The organism is Paenibacillus sp. 79R4 (assembly GCF_013393165.1).
Classification (GTDB): domain Bacteria; phylum Bacillota; class Bacilli; order Paenibacillales; family Paenibacillaceae; genus Fontibacillus.
This window is the reverse complement of record NZ_QJOT01000003.1, coordinates 335,153-353,771: the sequence shown is the minus strand read 5'-3', so window position 1 is coordinate 353,771 and position 18,619 is coordinate 335,153. Positions and strand designations below refer to the sequence as shown.

Annotated in this window: 16 protein-coding genes; 8 read left to right on the top strand and 8 right to left on the bottom strand. The window is 45.7% G+C overall.

Annotated elements, in window-relative coordinates; all coding sequences use genetic code 11:
- The first annotated feature begins 85 nt into the window (after nt 1-85).
- Together DMN77_RS05610 and DMN77_RS05605 are read left to right on the top strand one after the other, a co-directional pair.
- Complete coding sequence (locus tag DMN77_RS05610; protein WP_179013910.1) at nt 86-1,165, top strand: Gfo/Idh/MocA family protein; 1,080 nt, start codon at nt 86-88, stop codon at nt 1,163-1,165.
- Between the two features lie 508 nt (nt 1,166-1,673).
- Nucleotides 1,674-2,360: a DNA alkylation repair protein gene (locus tag DMN77_RS05605; protein WP_179013909.1), complete on the top strand. Its 687-nt coding sequence runs from the start codon at nt 1,674-1,676 to the stop codon at nt 2,358-2,360.
- Between the two features lie 58 nt (nt 2,361-2,418).
- On the opposite strand, the gene DMN77_RS05600 is transcribed toward DMN77_RS05605, so the two are convergent.
- Nucleotides 2,419-3,342: a YusW family protein gene (locus tag DMN77_RS05600; protein WP_179013907.1), complete on the bottom strand. Its 924-nt coding sequence runs from the start codon at nt 3,340-3,342 to the stop codon at nt 2,419-2,421.
- A gap of 170 nt (nt 3,343-3,512) precedes the next feature.
- Between DMN77_RS05600 and DMN77_RS05595 the strand changes: the two genes are divergently transcribed.
- Nucleotides 3,513-3,914 carry a DUF2871 domain-containing protein gene (locus tag DMN77_RS05595; protein WP_068782287.1) on the top strand — a complete coding sequence of 134 codons (402 nt, stop codon included), beginning with the start codon at nt 3,513-3,515 and terminating at the stop codon, nt 3,912-3,914.
- A 62-nt stretch (nt 3,915-3,976) separates the two neighbouring features.
- Here the strand turns inward: DMN77_RS05595 and DMN77_RS05590 are convergent, their stop codons facing one another.
- The 4 genes from DMN77_RS05590 to DMN77_RS05575 all read right to left on the bottom strand — a co-directional run bounded on the left by DMN77_RS05590 (nt 3,977) and on the right by DMN77_RS05575 (nt 7,957).
- Nucleotides 3,977-4,525 (bottom strand): methylated-DNA--[protein]-cysteine S-methyltransferase, encoded by a 549-nt coding sequence (locus DMN77_RS05590; protein ID WP_179013906.1) that lies wholly within the window; start codon nt 4,523-4,525, stop codon nt 3,977-3,979.
- The gene (locus tag DMN77_RS05585; RefSeq protein WP_068782550.1) at nt 4,522-5,118 is read right to left on the bottom strand and encodes a bifunctional transcriptional activator/DNA repair enzyme AdaA; all 597 of its coding nucleotides are present in this window, start codon (nt 5,116-5,118) and stop codon (nt 4,522-4,524) included. The genes DMN77_RS05590 and DMN77_RS05585 overlap by 4 nt, the downstream gene beginning before the upstream one ends.
- Nucleotides 5,119-5,290: 172 nt before the next feature.
- Nucleotides 5,291-6,472: an oxalate decarboxylase family bicupin gene (locus DMN77_RS05580; protein WP_068782285.1), complete on the bottom strand. Its 1,182-nt coding sequence runs from the start codon at nt 6,470-6,472 to the stop codon at nt 5,291-5,293.
- Nucleotides 6,473-6,676: 204 nt separating this feature from the next.
- Nucleotides 6,677-7,957, bottom strand: coding sequence for a glycoside hydrolase family 125 protein (locus tag DMN77_RS05575; protein ID WP_179013904.1), 1,281 nt, complete (start codon nt 7,955-7,957; stop codon nt 6,677-6,679).
- Between the two features lie 711 nt (nt 7,958-8,668).
- On the opposite strand from DMN77_RS05575, the gene DMN77_RS05570 reads away from it, so the two are divergent.
- The 3 genes from DMN77_RS05570 to DMN77_RS05560 all read left to right on the top strand — a co-directional run bounded on the left by DMN77_RS05570 (nt 8,669) and on the right by DMN77_RS05560 (nt 11,672).
- Nucleotides 8,669-9,622, top strand: a complete 954-nt coding sequence (locus DMN77_RS05570) for an ABC transporter permease (protein WP_179013903.1) — start codon at nt 8,669-8,671, stop codon at nt 9,620-9,622.
- Nucleotides 9,623-9,646: 24 nt separating this feature from the next.
- Nucleotides 9,647-10,558, top strand: coding sequence for a carbohydrate ABC transporter permease (locus DMN77_RS05565; protein ID WP_179013901.1), 912 nt, complete (start codon nt 9,647-9,649; stop codon nt 10,556-10,558).
- A 91-nt stretch (nt 10,559-10,649) separates the two neighbouring features.
- Nucleotides 10,650-11,672 carry a glycoside hydrolase family 130 protein gene (locus DMN77_RS05560; protein WP_179013900.1) on the top strand — a complete coding sequence of 341 codons (1,023 nt, stop codon included), beginning with the start codon at nt 10,650-10,652 and terminating at the stop codon, nt 11,670-11,672.
- A 111-nt stretch (nt 11,673-11,783) separates the two neighbouring features.
- Here DMN77_RS05560 and DMN77_RS05555 read toward each other — a convergent pair whose 3' ends face one another.
- Entirely contained in the window at nt 11,784-14,126 is a 2,343-nt protein-coding gene (locus tag DMN77_RS05555; protein ID WP_068782280.1) for a helix-turn-helix domain-containing protein, read from the bottom strand.
- 570 nt (nt 14,127-14,696) lie between these two features.
- Between DMN77_RS05555 and DMN77_RS05550 the strand changes: the two genes are divergently transcribed.
- Nucleotides 14,697-16,289, top strand: coding sequence for an extracellular solute-binding protein (locus DMN77_RS05550; RefSeq protein WP_256872253.1), 1,593 nt, complete (start codon nt 14,697-14,699; stop codon nt 16,287-16,289).
- 98 nt (nt 16,290-16,387) lie between these two features.
- On the opposite strand, the gene DMN77_RS05545 is transcribed toward DMN77_RS05550, so the two are convergent.
- Nucleotides 16,388-17,314: an aldo/keto reductase gene (locus DMN77_RS05545; RefSeq protein ID WP_068782278.1), complete on the bottom strand. Its 927-nt coding sequence runs from the start codon at nt 17,312-17,314 to the stop codon at nt 16,388-16,390.
- 161 nt (nt 17,315-17,475) lie between these two features.
- Between DMN77_RS05545 and DMN77_RS05540 the strand changes: the two genes are divergently transcribed.
- Nucleotides 17,476-17,853 (top strand): MerR family transcriptional regulator, encoded by a 378-nt coding sequence (locus DMN77_RS05540; protein ID WP_179013898.1) that lies wholly within the window; start codon nt 17,476-17,478, stop codon nt 17,851-17,853.
- A gap of 71 nt (nt 17,854-17,924) precedes the next feature.
- Here DMN77_RS05540 and DMN77_RS05535 read toward each other — a convergent pair whose 3' ends face one another.
- The gene (locus tag DMN77_RS05535) at nt 17,925-18,464 is read right to left on the bottom strand and encodes an NADPH-dependent FMN reductase (protein WP_068782276.1); all 540 of its coding nucleotides are present in this window, start codon (nt 18,462-18,464) and stop codon (nt 17,925-17,927) included.
- Nucleotides 18,465-18,619 lie beyond the last annotated feature (155 nt).

Below are 18,619 nucleotides of genomic sequence, written 5' to 3'. Positions count from 1 at the left end.
TGGGTTCTTAACTCAGTTGCTATGGCTCTGCTTGAGGGATGAAATAAACCATACTGTGTTGCATAAGGGAAGGGAGACAACATTCATGAGCAATACTAAGCATTCCGTAGTTATCGTTGGCTACGGTGGAATGGGAAGCTATCACGGTCACTTGATTACAGAAAATGGAAGAGTAGAGGTCAAAGGTACTTATGATGTGCTTGAGGAGCGTCGGGAAGCTTCGAAGCAAGCGGGCTATCCTGCTTACGACAGCTTTGAAGCGGTGTTGAACGATTCTTCAGTTGAGGTTGTATTAATTGCAACGCCAAATGATGTGCATAAGGATCTGGCTATTCAAGCTTTGCAGGCTGGCAAGCATGTCATTTGCGAGAAGCCGGTTACGATGTCGGTGAGCGATTTCAAAGATATGGTCGCGGTAGCTGATCAGGCTGGCAAGGTCCTGATGGTCCACCAGAATCGCCGTTGGGATGAGGATTTCTTGATTGTTAAGCAAATGTATAACGAGAGAACAATTGGCGACTTATTCCAAATCGAGTCCAGAGTACATGGGGCAAACGGAATTCCAGGCGACTGGCGTCATATCAAGCAATATGGCGGCGGTATGCTGCTGGATTGGGGCGTTCATTTGCTGGATCAGATGGTTGAAATGATTGACAGCAAAATGACTAGCGTTAGAAGCCGGCTTAGCTTCATTCTTGGCGATGAGGTTGACGATGGATTCGAGGCGGTTTTGCAATTCGAGAATGGGGTTACCGCTCTGGTAGAGGTAGGAACAACCAACTATATTACGTTGCCAAGATGGTATGTAAAAGGTACCGAAGGTGCTGCGGTGATTGAAGACTGGTCCTTGACCGGAAGAACCGTAACGCGGAATAATGAAGTGGGCAAAATTGAGCCTAAGCCGATCCGGGCTGGCGTTGGATTAACGAAGACGATGGCCCCGCCATCTGAAGAAGCAACGATTACCGGGGTTCTTCCGGAACCTTTCCAGCGTTCGAGCAGCTTCTACGATAATTTCGCAGATGTGCTTGAGGGTAAAGCTGACCCGATTGTGAAAAATGCCGAAGTATTGCGTGTATTAAATCTGATTGAAGCGATATTCAAGGCTGGAGAGACCAATGAAGTCGTGAAGGATTTTGATACTTACGAGCCTGCGAGCAAGTAATATATGTGTTCAAAAGGTCGGTTTTCCGTACCGAAGCCTATGCCCCGATGTACGTTTTTTCAAAACGCTGCAGTTGGATAAAGCTTTGGTCTGAGAAGCGAAGCTACAGTTTTCGCAGAAAACGGTCCCCGGAAGCATTTGCTTAGCGTACATGAGCCTATGAGCCTCTAAGATATTTCCTTAGAAAACAAAGCTAGGTAGGCATCTGCTTAGACCCGGGTGTATTCAAGGTTCGATGTGGAGGTACTTCTGATGGACTTCGTGTAAGATATAGAATTAAATTCGCTATCTTGCTATGCTGATAAAATTCTATATCGATAGAAAACCAATCTTGGAATCCTCGGTCGCTTATCTTTGGATTACATCGATCGTTTTTTATCAAAAGCGGACTTTTGAACTTTCTTAATAAATCTATAAATAAGGAATGAAGCCTGACGGGAGGTGACAGGACTGAACCCGTTAGGCTTTTTCTGTCCGATGTCACCTGAATTTGATTGGAGGTTGAGCGGTGGAGAAGACGATCAAGGAACAGATCATGGAATTGGCTGAAGAGGAATATCGTTTGTTTAGCTCGAAGCTGATTCCAAATATCGATAATATCACCGGCGTACGCTTGCCTGCTCTACGGAAGATTGCACAGAGAATCGCCCGTTCCGATTGGCGTTCCTATTTGGCTGAAGCCGAGGACGATTATTTCGAGGAGACGATGCTGCAGGGCATGGTTATCGGGTATGCGGTGAAGGATATCGATGAGATGCTGGAATATATAGCGCGGTTTGTTCCCAAAATAAATAATTGGTCGGTATGCGACAGCTTCTGCGGCGGATTAAAGCTTACCAGATCGCATCTGGACAAGGTATGGGATTTTCTGCAGCCTTATCTGCAATCCGATCAGGAGTACGATCTTCGCTTCGGGGCTGTCATGCTATTGGAATATTATGTGCTGGAGGATTATATCGATCGGGTGCTGCAAATTTTGGACGGGATCAGACATGAGGGCTATTATGTCAAAATGGCCGTCGCCTGGGCGGTCTCGATTTGCTATATTAAGCTGCCTGAGCCAACATTGGCCTATTTACAGCATAGTACGCTCGATCTGTTTACTTACAATAAGGCCTTGCAGAAAATTACGGAATCCTACCGTGTAGATCAAGCGACCAAGCAGATGATTCGCAGTATGAAACGCAAAGCCTAATCTCAAAAACCCACCGCTAAAGGCTAAGAGCCTAACGGTGGGTTTTGCTTCATTTCAATTATTTCATAGATTTGAACGTGAGCTGCCCCCCGTCAGGCAGACGGATTTCCAGCTCAAACTCCTTATAGTTGTCAGCCAATTGAAAGGCCTCCAAAGTACGGGAGATCGCTTCCTTCTTCGACGTATCATTGGTTATGTCAAGCTTAGGCAAAATCTTCTCAAGCTGCTCCAATGCAGCAGCTCCTTGCATCTTCTTACTCGTGTTGCTTCGTTCATCTTCAATCTCAGCCTTTATCTTGCCGTAATTGGAATTGAAGTCCACCTCATATTGACCTTTGGCATATTCCACTTCCAGTTCGAATTCGAGGAAATTGTCAATACTGGTAGTTTGCTTCTCAACAGTTGTCTCTTTATTTACATTATCCTTGCTGCCATTCTGGTTCGTCTGCTCCCGATGACTAGCGCCAAAATTAGCATCGCTATGATGCTTGTTGTGCACGATGATTAGCTTCAGATCGGACACTTTATTTTGTGCGACTTTGGTGAGAATCGAGGGCAGCTTTTCCGACTTCTCTTTAGCGGCATCGGCGATCAGTTTGGCTTCAGAGGCCGAGAAATTCTGGGCGGTCCAGGTGGCTTCCTTCTGGAGCTCGGCCAGTACATCTTTGATCTGAGCAGAATCAAGCGATTGTCCGGTTAATGCTTCAATCTGAGCCTGATTGAATAGGACAACCGTCTTGTAATTGTCTTTGTATATGGTGGTCATTGTGGTATCGGTATCGGTAGCATTATCCTTCGAAGCAGAAGGCTTGACTGCATCTTTTTCATGGGTGTTCCCTGTCGCAATCGAATCTGTCTCGGAAGGGGCGGAGGCTTTTACCGATTCCAACGGATTGGATTTCAGACTAGGAATCAGAATCAGGGCTCCCACAATAGCGACAATCGCACTGCGGGCAACGATTTTTGTAGTTTTCCTATTCATAAACTCATTCCTTTCTGTGTGACATTTATCTCTAGGACACTTTAACATAGAACCCGGTCTCTCAAGATTATAAATTGTGAACAATCTTTTAACAAGCGATGATATGGATTACAATCCCGGCTTAAGTTATTTACAATAAGGGCTGAAACGTAAATAATGGAGGGTTATTGATGAGAAAATCATATATAGCCGCATTTATCTATCTATTAATCGGGTTGGGATTCGGTGTATTTGCGAGGGAATTTACGAAAGTACAAGGCTTTGACGGGGATACGGTATTAAATGTTCTGCATACCCACGTTCTTATTCTCGGTTTCCTGTTCTTCCTGATCAGTCTGATTCTATCGAAGCTGTTTTCCGTTCATCAGACCCAATCTTTTAATGCCTGGTTTATCGTCTATAATATCGGTCTGGTTCTGACGATCGGTTCCATGACGGTGCGCGGCGTATTGCAGGTGAATGGCAACGATATGGCAGGCCTGAGTCATATGGCAGGGCTATCTCATTCGATCATCGGCATCGCTTTGATCTGGTATATGCTGCTATTGAACAAAGCGTACAACCAACAATAATATAATGGCACGATCCAGCAAAAAGGCATGGCCCCCAAGGTTAACTCTGGGGGACCATGCCTTTAATAATTAAATCCGGTCCATAGCAGGTTTGATCTGCTTCGCTCCAGCTCCAGCAATTTTGTCTTCATCTCAAGTCCACCGCGATAGCCGGTTAATGTTCCGTTCTTGCCGATCACCCGATGACAGGGAACGGTAATCAGAAGGGGGTTCGCTCCGATTGCAGTACCTACCGCACGAACCGCCGCTGGTCTCTTGATATGAATGGCAATATCCGAATAAGAGCATGTTTGCCCATAAGGGATCGCACAAAGAGCGTCCCATACTTCCTTTTGAAATGAAGTTCCCTCCAGCGCGGTTGGAAGCGAGAACTGCTGTCGTTGTCCATGCAGATATTCACTCAGTTCAACGATATAGGGGCGGAGGATCTCATCGTTTTCCATCAGCTCGTACGCTTTATAGTGCTTCGCCACCCATTTGCTTAGCTCTTCAAAATCCCTATTCTGAGATCCAACGTAGCAGAGTCCTTGCTCGGTAGCAGCCAAGTAAATACTCCAGTCTTCCTGGGACATTTTAGACCAGTACACCGTTCTGTGCGAATTTTGCTTCATAGTGAATCGTCTCCTTCATACGGAATGCTTGCGTGTTCTTTGCGATATTGTGCCGGCGTGAATCCGGTCCGTTTCTTGAATAGGGTGATAAAATAAGCCGTATTCGCTATTCCAACGCAGGCTCCTACTTTGGCGACCCCAAGCCCGGAATGGAGCAGCCGCTGTTTGGCTTTAGCAATCCGTATATGCTGGATGTACTCGACCGGCGTTACACCTTTGATTTTTTTAAAAGTCCGATGAAGGTGGTAGGGGCTCCCGTGACTGACCTCAGCTAGGGCCTGGAGGGTAAGTGAAGCAGAGTAATTATTGTCAATGTAGTCTGTGACAAGATCAATCCATTCATCATCAGGCAAGCGCTGACCGGTTGGCCTGCAGCGCTTGCAGGGGCGGAAATGCTCGGATAAGGCCTGCTCGGCGTTTTCGAACAGGCGAATATTCTCCATTTTCGGCGGCCTGGATTTGCAAGATGGTCGGCAGAAGATGCCCGTGGTCTTGACGGCATAGAAGAACTTACCATCATAGGCGGGGTCATTGTTAACGATAGCGTTCCACCGCTCCTGGGTCAGTTCGGTTGGATGAAGATTCTTAGGCATCTGCTCGTGATGGAATGGCTCGTTAATTGCTGCAGTTTCAGACTTAGCTGGCTTCATCAAGTGTAATCCCCCTGGTTTCGTATCGGCTTCGTATATTAATATACTCCTAAATTGGGATTATCGTACGCTTTTTAAGCTGTAATAGCAAGATAACGAAATGATGGGGAAGGGGTTATTTGAGATGGTCGTATTTGACAACGGGCCATTTCTCTTTACGCAGAGCGTCCAGCAATTCAGGGGTCGCATTGAGGTTAGCTTGCACCAGCTCACGCGGCGTAAGGGCCATCCATTGATTTAAGGAGACGTCTGCAAAGCGGTCGCTCTTGAACATTTCCAGGAACCAGAGGGTGTCATCCCCGGTGTTCTGAATATAGTGCCCGAAGGCGAAGGGGACGTAACCGACATCTCCCGCTCGGACATTAAAGGTGCGTGCGACTCCGTTGCCGCCGAATACAGTCATTCGACCTTGACCCGTCAAGTAATATTGCCACTCATCATTGTTGGGATGCCAGTGCAGCTCGCGCATTGCGCCCGGTTTAATCTCGACCAGTGCAGCCGCAACCGTCTTGGAGATGGGGAAGTTGCTGGAATCAGCGATGCGGACGCTCCCGCCCGGTGTCTTCAGAGGGGTCTGCGCCAGCAGCTTATGCTTGAAGCTAACGGGAACGGCACCGTAGGGAGATGGAACCTCCTGACTAGCTAATGATCCTGGGACCTTGTCTGGAAAAATATATAGCTGCTTATCGGGGATACCCTCGAAAGCCGCTTCATCTACTCCGAAGTTGGCGGCTAGCACCTCTTTGGGCGTATGGGCGAACCAGTCCGAGATGGAGAGTGTATTCAAATCTGAGAAATTGCCGTCATCAAAGACGAGCAGAAACTCACATCCGTTCTCAAGCGCTTGAATAGAGTGAGGGATACCTGCTGGAAAATACCATAGATCTCCCGCCTCAATATCTGCGATAAAATTGCGCCCATTCTGATCTACCGCGGTGATTCTGGCACTGCCAAGCAGCATATAAGCCCATTCCGCCTGCTGATGCCAATGTAACTCGCGTACCCCGCCCGGCACCAGACTCATGTTAACGCCTGCCAGAGTTTTTGCGATCGGCAGATCCCGTACGGTAATTTCTCTTGACCATCCGCCCTCATTAAGCTGCATATGGGTGTCCGAGTAGGACATAACCAGATTTGGCATTAGCCCGGAATCGGTGACCGGAGGCACCAGCATATCAGGGTTCTCCCGGTCTCTCATCACATCCCGCGGTCCATAATCGGGCCCGCCCGCCCCATCGCTGCGTATCGGTTGGGGGATGTGCGGAGGTTCACAGTTGCTTTGTTCTGAATTTGCCATTCAATGATATCCCTCCTTGAACTCGGGCATCATCTACGCCCATTCAAAATATGTCTATGAGTTAGAGCTTGGATAATAGTATTATTCATCGAGGTCAGCTATGCAATAAAGAAAACGCCCCTCACAAACGGCCGGTGTAAACTCGTTTGGAGAAGCGTAGTTATAATTGTTTATTTTAAGGAATGAGGCTGATTCAAGATGCAATTAGATAAGGCCTTCGTCCATAGCTTTACAAATCAAGGTTGCGAACAGGCTATTGGACCACGCGAACCAAGGGCGGCTGAAATCGCTTGGATCATCCGGATGGAAGCCTTCGTGCATATAACCTGTATCGGCATCGGTATCAATCAAGGTCTGGATGAGCTCTTTGATCTCCTCAGGATTGTTGGAAGTCAATGCTTGTACGGATAATGCCATATGCCATACATAGCCACCCGGCGTATGCGGGCTGCCGATTCCTTTGGCATATTTGCCTTCAAAGTAATACGGATTATCGAAGCTAAGCGCAAATCGACGGGTATTTTGATAAATCGGGTTGCTGATATCGGTGTAACCGATATAAGGAATCGTCATTAATCCGGGTGTGCCAGCATCGTCCATCAGGCAGTAGTTGCCATAGCCATCGGTCTCGTATGCATAGATCCTTCCATATTTGGGATGATCCACGATCCCGTAGGTTTGAATGCCGAAGCCAATTTCATTGCGCAGCTTCTCGGCGCGAGCGGCAAGACGGACATCGCTATAAATTTCGGTTGCGATCTCCATGATATGACCGAGGATCACTACTGCGAACATATTCCCGGGAATGTTATATCCGTACAAATTGGCATCATCGCTTGGCCGGAAACCGGACCAGGTCATCCCGGTATAGTTGGACGGAAGTCCACGGCCATTGTTCTGAAGTGTTTCTGTATGCTGCTTCGTTTGCCGGGTGAAGTGATACAGCGATCTTTGGTCATGATGCTGTTCCGTAATCATCACATTTACAATAGAAGTGAGTGCCTGATACACCTCATTTGTGAACACATCTGTCATCCCGGTTTCTTTCCAATAAGAGTAGAGAAGCTGCACCGGGAAACAGAGGGAGTCGAGCTCATATTTGCGCTCCCACATCCACGGATTTAAATCGCAGTCGTCTGAATCTCTGTAGTGCCTATCATTAGCTGTCTCATTAAACGCATTCGTATACGGATCTATATTGATATAGAACATTTGGCGGGAGATGAGTCCGCCGATGATGCGCTGTAGTTCTTTGTCATGTTTGGCAAAAGGAATGTAGTGACGCACCTGCTCTGTAGAATCTCGCAGCCACATAGCTGGAATATCTCCAGTAAACACGAATGTCGTGCCGTCATCAAGCAGTTTTGTCGTCGTTTCCAGCGTATTCGGGAAGGTGTTTCTGAACAGTTGCTGCAGTTTAGGATTATACGCCAGTTTCTTCTCGGCTTCATCCAGAAATTGCGATATCGAAGCGGGTAATTTCATAAGTCGGACTCCTCCTGAATTTTATAATTGTTGGGGTTTTCTGCCCCGGTCCAGCATTTGACTATCCACCGATTCAGCATCTGACCCTCCAATGGAAGTAATTTTGCGTGGGATTATTCGTCCCAGGGTATCCAGCAAATTGTCCTTAGGGCATATACCACTCACGATCCTGGTGACAATACGAGATCAATGAGCAGTTTTTTGGATCATAATCATAGCCTCCTATATCAACAGCTGGGCAATGTCAGTGCATTCTTCTTAATTGATGCAATAAATGTATGCGCGTACAAAATATTATCTGGTTGAGGCAAGCTAACCGACATTGCGACTTCTTTAGACAGATTCACATAACTTCATAGAATTCACAATATGTGTGATTTGCAAGTGCCAGCCTCTGAAAAAACGACATAGCTCCACCTGAAAAAAATACATAGTGATGAATTCCAGCGACAGCTTACCACTGCCAACCTCAGGATGTAAAAAACTCATAAATCCTTATCCAGCAAGGGATCTCACGCTCAGGAAATGACAATGCAGATTCCACATATTTACGATGGGAAGCTGTTTTCACTACAATTTTGCTTGTAAGCGCTAGCAGTTATACTCATCAATTTCCGGTATGAGCCGAATTGAAGAGTGCTTGCGCCAGATGTTTTCCGGGCTGATGACAGCAAGAATTAGAACAAGTAAGGAAAGGAGAGGACTTAGGACATGAGAGTACCGCGTAAGGCTGCTGCACTACAAATAAAAACTGCAGGTGAAAGTTCACTGCTCACGAGAATTCTGAAGAACTGGGAGTTATATATATTTATCGCCCCAGCGTTTTTATACTTCGTGATCTTCCAATATGGACCGATGTATGGAATTCAGATTGCCTTCAAAAATTTTGTTCCGTCCCAAGGAATTACGGGGAGCGAGTGGGTCGGCTTTGAACATTTTAATCGTTTTTTCCATTCCTATTACTTCAAGGATTTATTGTGGAATACGTTTAGCTTGAGTTTTTATGAGCTTGCAATCGGCTTCCCGCTTCCGATCATTATGGCGCTGGCCTTTAATGAGGTGCGCAACGGATTTTTTAAGAAAAGCGTACAAACGATCACTTATGCCCCGCATTTTATTTCCGTCGTCGTTATGGCGGGGATGGTCATTACCTTCTTGACGCCCTCCACAGGAGTGATTGTCAAGTTGATCGAGCTCTTCGGAATCGATGCTCCGGCATTTCTGACGGACCCGCGTTGGTTTAAGACGGTATATGTGTTATCAGGTGTATGGCAGAGCACAGGTTGGGGAACGATCATTTATCTGGCGGCGCTATCTGGAGTAGATCCGCAGCTGCATGAAGCAGCGATCGTCGATGGCGCCAGCCGATTCAAGCGGGTTCTGCACATTAATTTGCCTACGATTGTTCCGACGATTATGATTTTGCTCATTTTGAACGTTGGCAACATTCTTGGTATCGGGTATGAGAAAGTATTGCTGCTTCAAAATCCGTTAAATATGGACTCCTCGGATGTAATTTCGACGTTTGTATACCGATCTGGTCTCGTTAGCGCGCAATACAGCTTTTCGACGGCCGTGGGCTTGTTTAACTCCGTAGTGAACGCTCTGTTGTTAATTACAGTTAATAAAATCGCCAAGCGGACAAGCGAGACAAGCTTATGGTAAACAGGAAGAGAGGAGGGCTTATTGATGGCTACTGTTGCAATTAAGGAATCGAAGACAGACAAAATATATCTGGTCATTAACTATTTGTTTCTTGTTATTGCTCTGATCGTTGTATTGTATCCTCTGTTGTATATTATCAGCGCATCAATCAGTGATCCGAAATATGTAAGCTCAGGAGAGATGTGGTTGTTCCCTAAAGGATTAAATTTAAAGGGGTACAAGCTTGTATTTGACAATCCAAAGATTTGGTCTGGTTATGGCAATACGATAATGTACACAGTGTTGGGAACGATGGTGAATCTGGTTGTTACTTTGCCGGCCGCTTACTCGCTAAGCAGACCTGATTTTGTCGGGCGTAAATTTTTTATGGGCATGTTTCTGGTCACGATGTTCTTTAACGGGGGACTCATCCCAACTTACTTGCTTGTAAAAGGCCTGGGGTTGATCAACTCGATAGGGGCGCTCATTCTGCCAACGACTGTATCCGTCTACAACTTGATTGTTGCCCGTACGTTCTTTGAATCCAGCATTCCGAAGGAATTAAATGAAACTGCTTATATTGATGGTTGTACAAACTTCAAGCTGTTTATCCGGATTATAATTCCTTTGTCGGCACCGATAATCGCTGTTATGGCTTTATTTTATGGAGTAGGGCATTGGAACAGTTATTTTCCGGCCCTGATCTATCTGAACGATGAAGCAAAGTATCCGCTGCAGATGATATTACGGCAAATTCTCGTTCTGCAGGAAATGTCAGCGGATGCGACAGGTGCAGCCAGCGGTGACGCTGCTATAGCGATGAATAACAAAGCGGAGATCGCAGCGATGGTTAAATATGCGGTTATTATTGTATCTACGCTTCCTATCATTGTTGTATATCCGTTCTTGCAGCGTTATTTCGTACAAGGTGTTATGATCGGTTCAGTAAAAGGATAAAAGATATTTTCAGCTTATACCCCGTGTTTTTCAGATGCTTTCAACTTAACCCATAATAGTGAATTTCAGAATTAGGAGGGAAAATACTTCAATGAAAATTACGAGGCACCCTAACAACCCGATCGTTGTTCCGGGGGGGGATGAATGGCGGAAAGTTACGGTATTCAATCCTGCCGTAATTATCGATAATGGCAAGTTTTATATGATAGAGCGAACAGCAGGTTCATTGACTCCTTGTAAAAACTACCTTGGCTTACTGGAGAGTGAGGATGGCGTAAACTTCACCCATGTCAAGGACGAGCCCATCCTGACACCGGATGAGCTTGGTTTCCCTTATGGAAGCGTACAGGACCCACGCATTGTCAAAATGGAGGATACATTCTACATGAATTACGCTTTGCGTCCTTGCGCCATGAACTATTACCCAACAAACCGTGGTGTTCCGGAGAGATCGATTCCTGAGTATCCGGACGGCTGGGGCGAGAAGGAGGGCCACTGGCTAACCCGTTCTTCTATTGTGAAGTCCAGGAATCTGATCGATTGGGAATTTGTAGCGAACACCACTCCGCTTGAGATCAATGACCGTGACAATATTCTGTTCCCGGAGAAGATCAATGGCAAGTATGTATTGCTTCGTCGACCGGAGGAATACATCGGCGAGGAATACGGTACGGACAAAGCTGCAATATGGATTACTTATTCCGAGGATTTGATCCATTGGGAGGAGCCCAGGCTTCTTGCCAAGGCAGAAAATCCGGCATGGGAATCCAGAAAGATTGGGGGTTCTACTCCGCCAATAAAGACAGATAAAGGTTGGCTGGTGCTGTACCATGGGGTAGATGATGAAATAGTGTATCGGGTTGGAGCGATGCTGCTCGATTTAGAGAATCCGGAAAAGGTTATTGCCAGAACGAGAAACTTCATTATGGAGCCTGAGACTTACTATGAAAAATTCGGCTACCAGATCCCGAATGTAATATTCCCTACAGGAAATGTGGTCAAAGATGATCTGCTATATATTTATTATGGCGTTACGGATACGGCAATAGCCTTAGCCACCGTTCCATTGGCTGAATTGGTCGATCACATTCTGAACGAGTCCAGTTCATGTTAACGAATAAGCCTTCCCGAACCGGGAAGGCTTATTGTTTATACAAATTTGTACCTAATCGATTGAACCGCCGTATACCGAACGGTATGTACGGAGGTAGGAGAGGTCGGCTGCTCAGCTAATGGGCAGGCTCCTGCTCGTTTTTCCTTGATCTTCGTGTTGCTTGCGGAATTGTCCCGGCGTGACTCCGGTTTCTTTTTTGAACTTTCGAATAAAGTTTGCGGCGTCCAGATACCCAACCTGCTCGATAATCTCTTTTAAGGGTGCATTCGTAGTTATAAGCAGTCGTTTCACTTCTTCCATTCTTCTTTGCCAAATATATTGCGTGAAATTAATCCCGGTTTTGTCTTTAAACGTACGGCTTAAATAAGAGATGGATACCGAGTATTTCAGTGCGACATGCTCCAGACTGAGCGTATAGTCAGCGTACCTCTGGTCCACATAAGAGACAATATCCTCGATCAGCGATGGCTGATCCATCTCCGTATTTCGTTCAACCTGGTCACATATACGTCTGGTTAAATCGGTTAATCCGGCTTCAAGTTCTTCCAGCGTGTCATAGACGGTATAATGGTTGAGATTCTTGAACACTTCGGTAACACCGAGCTCATGGGATGTCCGCAGCAGGGAGTTCAAGAGATCAGAGCAGATACAGCGCAGCAGGACGGGAGACAAGGCTTCCTCTTTGATCTGTCGAAGGATATCGCCGATCACCTGATTGGCGACGGACTCATTCCCCTGCTTCAAGCTCTGTTCAAGCTTGAGGAATGATTTCTTGGGAATCCAGAATGCCTCTGCTTCGGTAACCACAATATCCTGAAGCTGCTCGAAATAGGTAACGCGTCCGTTTTCTCCTATGATACGGTTATCTATTGCAGTAGCGGCTTCGATAAAGGATTGATTCATACTAGCGAGATCGGGATACGGCAGACCCACGCCGAAATAGGGCATGACCTGGGCTTTCTCGGTAACGAGGATCTTAATCGCTTCAATGACCGCCTCGATTCTTTTCTGCACCGATTCACTGTGATCAGCCGGCATTGAGACCAGCAAGGCAAACTGATCTTTGGTATTAAACTCGATACCGAAAATACGAGCCTGAAGGTTCGGAAGTTCCAGTTCGCTAAGCGTTTCCTGCATGTAGTGCTGAATCGATAAAGCTTCATCGGCTACTGTACAGTCATCCCAGGCCAATATCATAGATAAATAGATTCCTTGCTCCCCAGGGTATTCCAGACCCGAGCGGATGATCATGCTCTCGATATCTGGATCATTCGGCTTACCATGCTTGAACAGCAACAGGAGACACTGATTTCTCACAAAAGGAACCTGGGTATCAATTCTTGCGCTGTATTCATGAATGGTCTGCTTGATCCATTCCCATTCGTTGCGAGTACGGGTGGAATGATTTGAATGGTACTTCTGTTTGGTAAACTCGATGATATCTTTGATCGGATGATACTGCCGCTTAGCCAGAAATACTGCAGCAGCAACGCCTGATATTACTGTAACTAGAAATACGATAAGTATTAATGTCTGGATATGCACCACTTTACTAAAAAACTGATAGCTAGGTATGGTGGTAACATAGGTCCAGTTGTTCTCTTTGGATTTGGTGGATACAACAGAGTGCTGTATTCCATTTAGCTTCATATTGTGTATCCCAGGCTCCAGGGTGGACAGCATTTGAACCGTATCCGGGGAGATTTCGGTTTCCTTGTTGACGGATGTCAGCAGCTGACCATCCTGAGTGAAGATATACCCATTGCCCGAAAAGCTGTTCAGAATCGTATCCATTACACCTGTAAACATGGCCTCGTTAACCATATATACGACGGTTGCGTTGGGATACAGGTCCGTTGGCTTGATCGGAAAAAGCATCGTCAGAGTTGAATCCTTACGTAAATTCACCGTAACATATTCCGCCGGGCGTACGGTGGGCTGATTGATTTCGTTCAGATCATGGTAAATTTGCTTGCTGTCCCAATTATCGTAATGATACAGGTCGCCAAAGACGATATCGATGTCGGTTAGTCCGCGGTAGGAATATATTTGGTTATCGTTATGAAAATAAAGAAACAGATCCTCTAATATCCCGCTGTTCGCCTTGTAATTCCCCAGTGTCTCAATGGCTTCCATGCTGTAATACGGATCGTGAACCATGTAGGAGCTAAGCTTCTGGTCATAGGCGATTCTGCTCGCGATATGCTGAAGTTCGCTCATTCGTTCATCGATTGTAATTTTGGCCTGATTCAGCTGATTAAAATTAGTCTGTTCAATCTCCTTGCGAAGGGCGTTGACTGCGTTCTCATAAATTAATAGGGTAACGAGGGTTAAAGGTATCAGGAAAATCAGGATGTAAGATAGCGTATACTTGAGCAGCAGCTTGGACTTAAAGCCGTTCCAGGATCTGAGAAACTTGGATTCTATAGATATCTTCGGTGCTAATTTGGCCATTGTCGCGTTCTCTCTCCTAAATGTTATCAACATCATATATTAAACATTATAATGTTCTGATCATTATTATGGACGAAAAAGCGACGGCTGTAAAGGAAACGATTTCATTAGCGGTTTATATAGCATGTAAATCTCTAAAGTAAAAAACGACATACTGATCAACAGAGGTAGGTGACTTAGTTCTCAAAGAAAGATCTAGGCTAGTCTCAGGTTCTCTGGTGGACGATTACGAGGAGGACTCGATATGTAAAATTTGCATCCCCAACGGATTTAACAAAAGACATATATTAGACTATAATGGCATCTTGATAAGCGGTCTGTTGCTTCTATGTTATGCGATTCAGAGCATTTATCCGTGAAATATGACAATACAAAATCGACATATTTACGCTTAATAACGACCTTGCTTAGAATTACACTGTAAGCGCTAGCAAATAATCATCCAAAACGACAGTTTAGGGAAAGCCCTTGCAAAGCGCAAACCAAACATAATAATGCCGGGGAAGAGGCTCCAGGTGAAGCGCGATTCCTGCACTTATTAATTTGGTTAATTTACTCTAAGGGGAGGCAATGCATGTGATTAAAAAGAAAAAAATCTTCATGTCCATACTTGCAGCGGTTATGGCGTTATCTTTGCTGAGCGGCTGTGGGGGCAAAGGGGAGGGGAGCTCTGCAAGCGGCAACAGCGGCAATGCGGAATCTAAGGTTAATAAGGAAGGATATCCGATCGTTAATGAGCCCTTGACTTTGTCTATTATGGCTCCTGATATGGGGATTCAGAACTGGAAGGACATGCCTGTCATGCAAGAGATGGAGAAGCTTACAGGTATTAAAATCGAATACCGCAATGCGCCGAGAGACAGCTTCGACACCAAGAAGAATCTCGTATTTGCCAGTGGCGACTATCCGGATATTTTCTTTGCCGCGAAGTTGACCCAAGCTGAAGAACAGACCTATGGCAGCCAAGGCATCTTGCTTCCATTGGAAGACTTAATCGATAAGTATGCACCTAACATTAAGCAGGCGCTTGAAGACAATCCGGATATTCGCAAGTCCATTACTGCTCCTGACGGACATATCTATTCTTTGCCGCGTATCGAGCCTTACCAACCCTGGTATAGAAACCCGATGTGGTATAACGGTGAAATTTTGAAGGAGCTTCATGTTACCGATCTGCCCGCAACAACCGATGAGTTGTATGATCTATTAAAGCTGTTTAAAGAGAAGGATTCTAAGAACATTCCTCTGTCTTCTTCTTCAGGAATCAAATTAAGAGATATCAGAACATGGATTTTGGGTGCCTTTGGAGCCTATGAGGAAGAGCTCTATGTGGATGATAATGATATAGTCCACTACACACCTGCTGAGGACTCCTATAAGGGATATGTCACTTACCTGAATAAACTGTGGGACGAGGATTTGCTGGATCATGAGTCCTTCTCGCAAACCGATGATCAAAAGAAAGCCAAGATCAAAAACAATCAGGTTTTGTTGTTCTCTGACTGGCATGCCTACATGTCGCTTGGCGGCCAACCAAGCACGGAAGATCCAATGTTTAGTCCTGTGAAGAGCGATATGGTGGATCAAGCGGTGATTGCTCGGAACAAAGGCTTTTCCACGGGAACCTTTGCAATCTCTAGGACGAATCCTAGTCCAGAGGCATCTATTCGTTGGGTTGACTACATGTACAGTTCGGAAGGACAAATGATGTGGAACAAAGGACCGGAGGGAATCTTGTGGAAATATACAGATGATTCCAAACAAACGATTGAGTATTTGCCTGTACCTAACGGAGAAGACAGAGAGGATTTCCGTTCGAAAATCACGCCTAACTTCGGTATCGCTTCTCCGATGATCGTGCCTGATGAGCCTGTTAAGGACGAGTTTGCGAAATGGGTTGAAAATGAGTCCCAGACGAAGCTGCTCAACCGTGGCGCTCGAGTTCCATTCCCAGCCTTGTTCCTGACAGAAGCTGAGTCTGCTGAAGTTACAGCGCTTCGTTCCGACCTGAGCACTTATGTGGCGCAGATGGAAGCGAAATTCATTACCGGACAAGAAGCTATCGACGGTTGGGATAAATATGTCCAAACCCTTAAGAAAATGGGATCCGACCGCTTCCAGGAAATTTATCAAGTTGCCTATGACCGCTGGAAGAACAGCTAAACCCCTTTATAAAGCTTAATAATAAAAGGAAAGGCGTCCCAATGATGTCTGTAATGACATCAGGGACGCCTTTTATATACGTATTGGGGAACTGTACGTTAAGGGATAATCTTGCCGCCTGCCTTGTAAATGCTGTACCATTCTTCTCTGGTAAGTGGAATGTCCGAGCCTTTGCAGGAATCGATAAGTCTTTGCTCATTGGTTGTTCCAAGTACAACCTGCATGTTGGCCGGATGACGAGTAATCCAGGCTACGGCGATCGTTGTATTGGTTACTCCGTATTTCTCGGCAAGCTGGTCGATAATCTTGTTGAGTTCCGGATAATTCTCCAGGTCGCCAAGGAAAGGTCCGTTGAAGAAGCCTTTTTGGAATGGGGACCAGGCCTGGATCGTAATATCCTTCAAACGGCAATATTCGAGAATACCGCTGTCGCGGTTCACGGATTGATCGACATCCATATTGAAGGCGATGGCTGAATCAATCATTGGCGTATGCGTAATGCTAAGCTGCAATTGGTTAGCGATGATTTTATGCGGGATGTACTTCTGCAGCAGCTCGATTTGGTTCGGAGTCTGATTGGATACCCCGAAATAGCGAACCTTGCCGCTGCTATGCAGCTGATCGAATGCCTCAGCAACTTCCTCCGGTTCCATTAATGTATCAGGACGATGGAGCAATAAAACGTCCAGATAGTCTGTCTTCAGACGTTTCAGAATACCGTCTGTTGCTTCGATAATATGTTCCTTGGAGAAATCGAAGTAACCTGGGCGAATGCCGCATTTGCTCTGCAGAATCATTTGCTCGCGAATTTCCGGGTTCATCCGGATCGCTTCGGCGAAATGGGATTCGCATTCCCCATAGGAAGGTCCGTAAATATCGGCGTGATCGAAGAAATTAATCTCATGATCCAGTGCAGTACGAATCAGCTTCTCCGCCTCGGTCACAGAGAGCTGCTTCAGGCGCATATTGCCCATAACTATATTTGACGCTTTCAAATCTGTTCCAGCGATGTTAATATACTTCATGCTTTACATTCTCCCTTCATATTCTCTACAATAATAGGATAAGTGCTAGAGTTCACTCTATGTCAAATAACAAATGGGATCGAAAATTTATCTGAGTATAGGATGTTCATTGTTATGGCATTTGATCCAAATCTGGAGCCTTAATGGAGGAGAGATTTTCAATGACTTATACCATTTCGCAGGTTGCCGAGAAGACGAACCTGTCCGTGTACACGATCAGATATTATGATAAAGAGGGACTGCTCCCTTTTGTGGATCGCGAGAACGGTATACGTGTATTTCATGATCAGGATATTGAATGGATTGACTTGATTTGCTGCTTGAAACATACGGGTATGCCGATCAAGGATATTCGTACCTTCATCCAGTATTGCATGGATAATGATGCTGTCGTGGATAAGGGCCTGGAGATTCTGATTCAGCATAAGCATAATGTAGAGCAACAGATCCGAGATACTCAGCGCAGTCTGGAGACGATTGAATACAAAATTAATCATTTGCCGCAAATGTATAAGGAGAAATTCTCGATCCATCATTAGGTCAGCTCAATAAAAAATCCCTCACTCTCTAAATGAAGAGAATGGGGGATTTCGGCTTTAGGGGAGAAAGATTAACGCAATGTTTTCAAAGCGCCGCTCCATGCAAGAACTTGATCAAGCATGCCGTTAAGGTTGGTCAGGTGAAGATCAGCCGGCTTGAATACGGAGAAGTTCTCGAAATCTGTGAACAGGGACAAAGCGGGGTGAACACGTACGTCAGCAACGGACAATTCGCCCAGGATGCCGCGCAGATGTTCAGCAGCACGAGCGCCGCCAACGGAGCCGTAGCTCACGATACCAGCGGCTTTGTCGTTCCATGCTTCACGGGCATAGTCGAGTGCGTTCTTCAGAGATGCCGAGATGCTGTGATTATATTCTTGAACGATGAAGACGAATCCGTCCAAGCTGTTCAGCTTATTATTCCAAGCTGTTGCTTGTTCTGTAGCGTCAGCCTCACCGAGCAATGGAAGCTTGAAGTCAGCGATATCTACGATTTCATAGTTTGCGTCTCCGCGTTCGTCAGCGATTTTCTTCACCCATTCGCCAACCTGTGGGCTTAAGCGACCTTCACGTGTGCTTCCTAGGATAATACCGATGTTTAACTTGGACATTGAGAAATCCTCCTCTGAGATTAAATAGATGAAAATAATAACTTGCTTCAGGAATTATAGCCGCTTCTGTGAAAAGCATTCTTGCCTATTCTTCACAGATCAACAACGTTTAATCCCTAATGAACAATCTTATTTTTAAGTGTCTTAATATCACG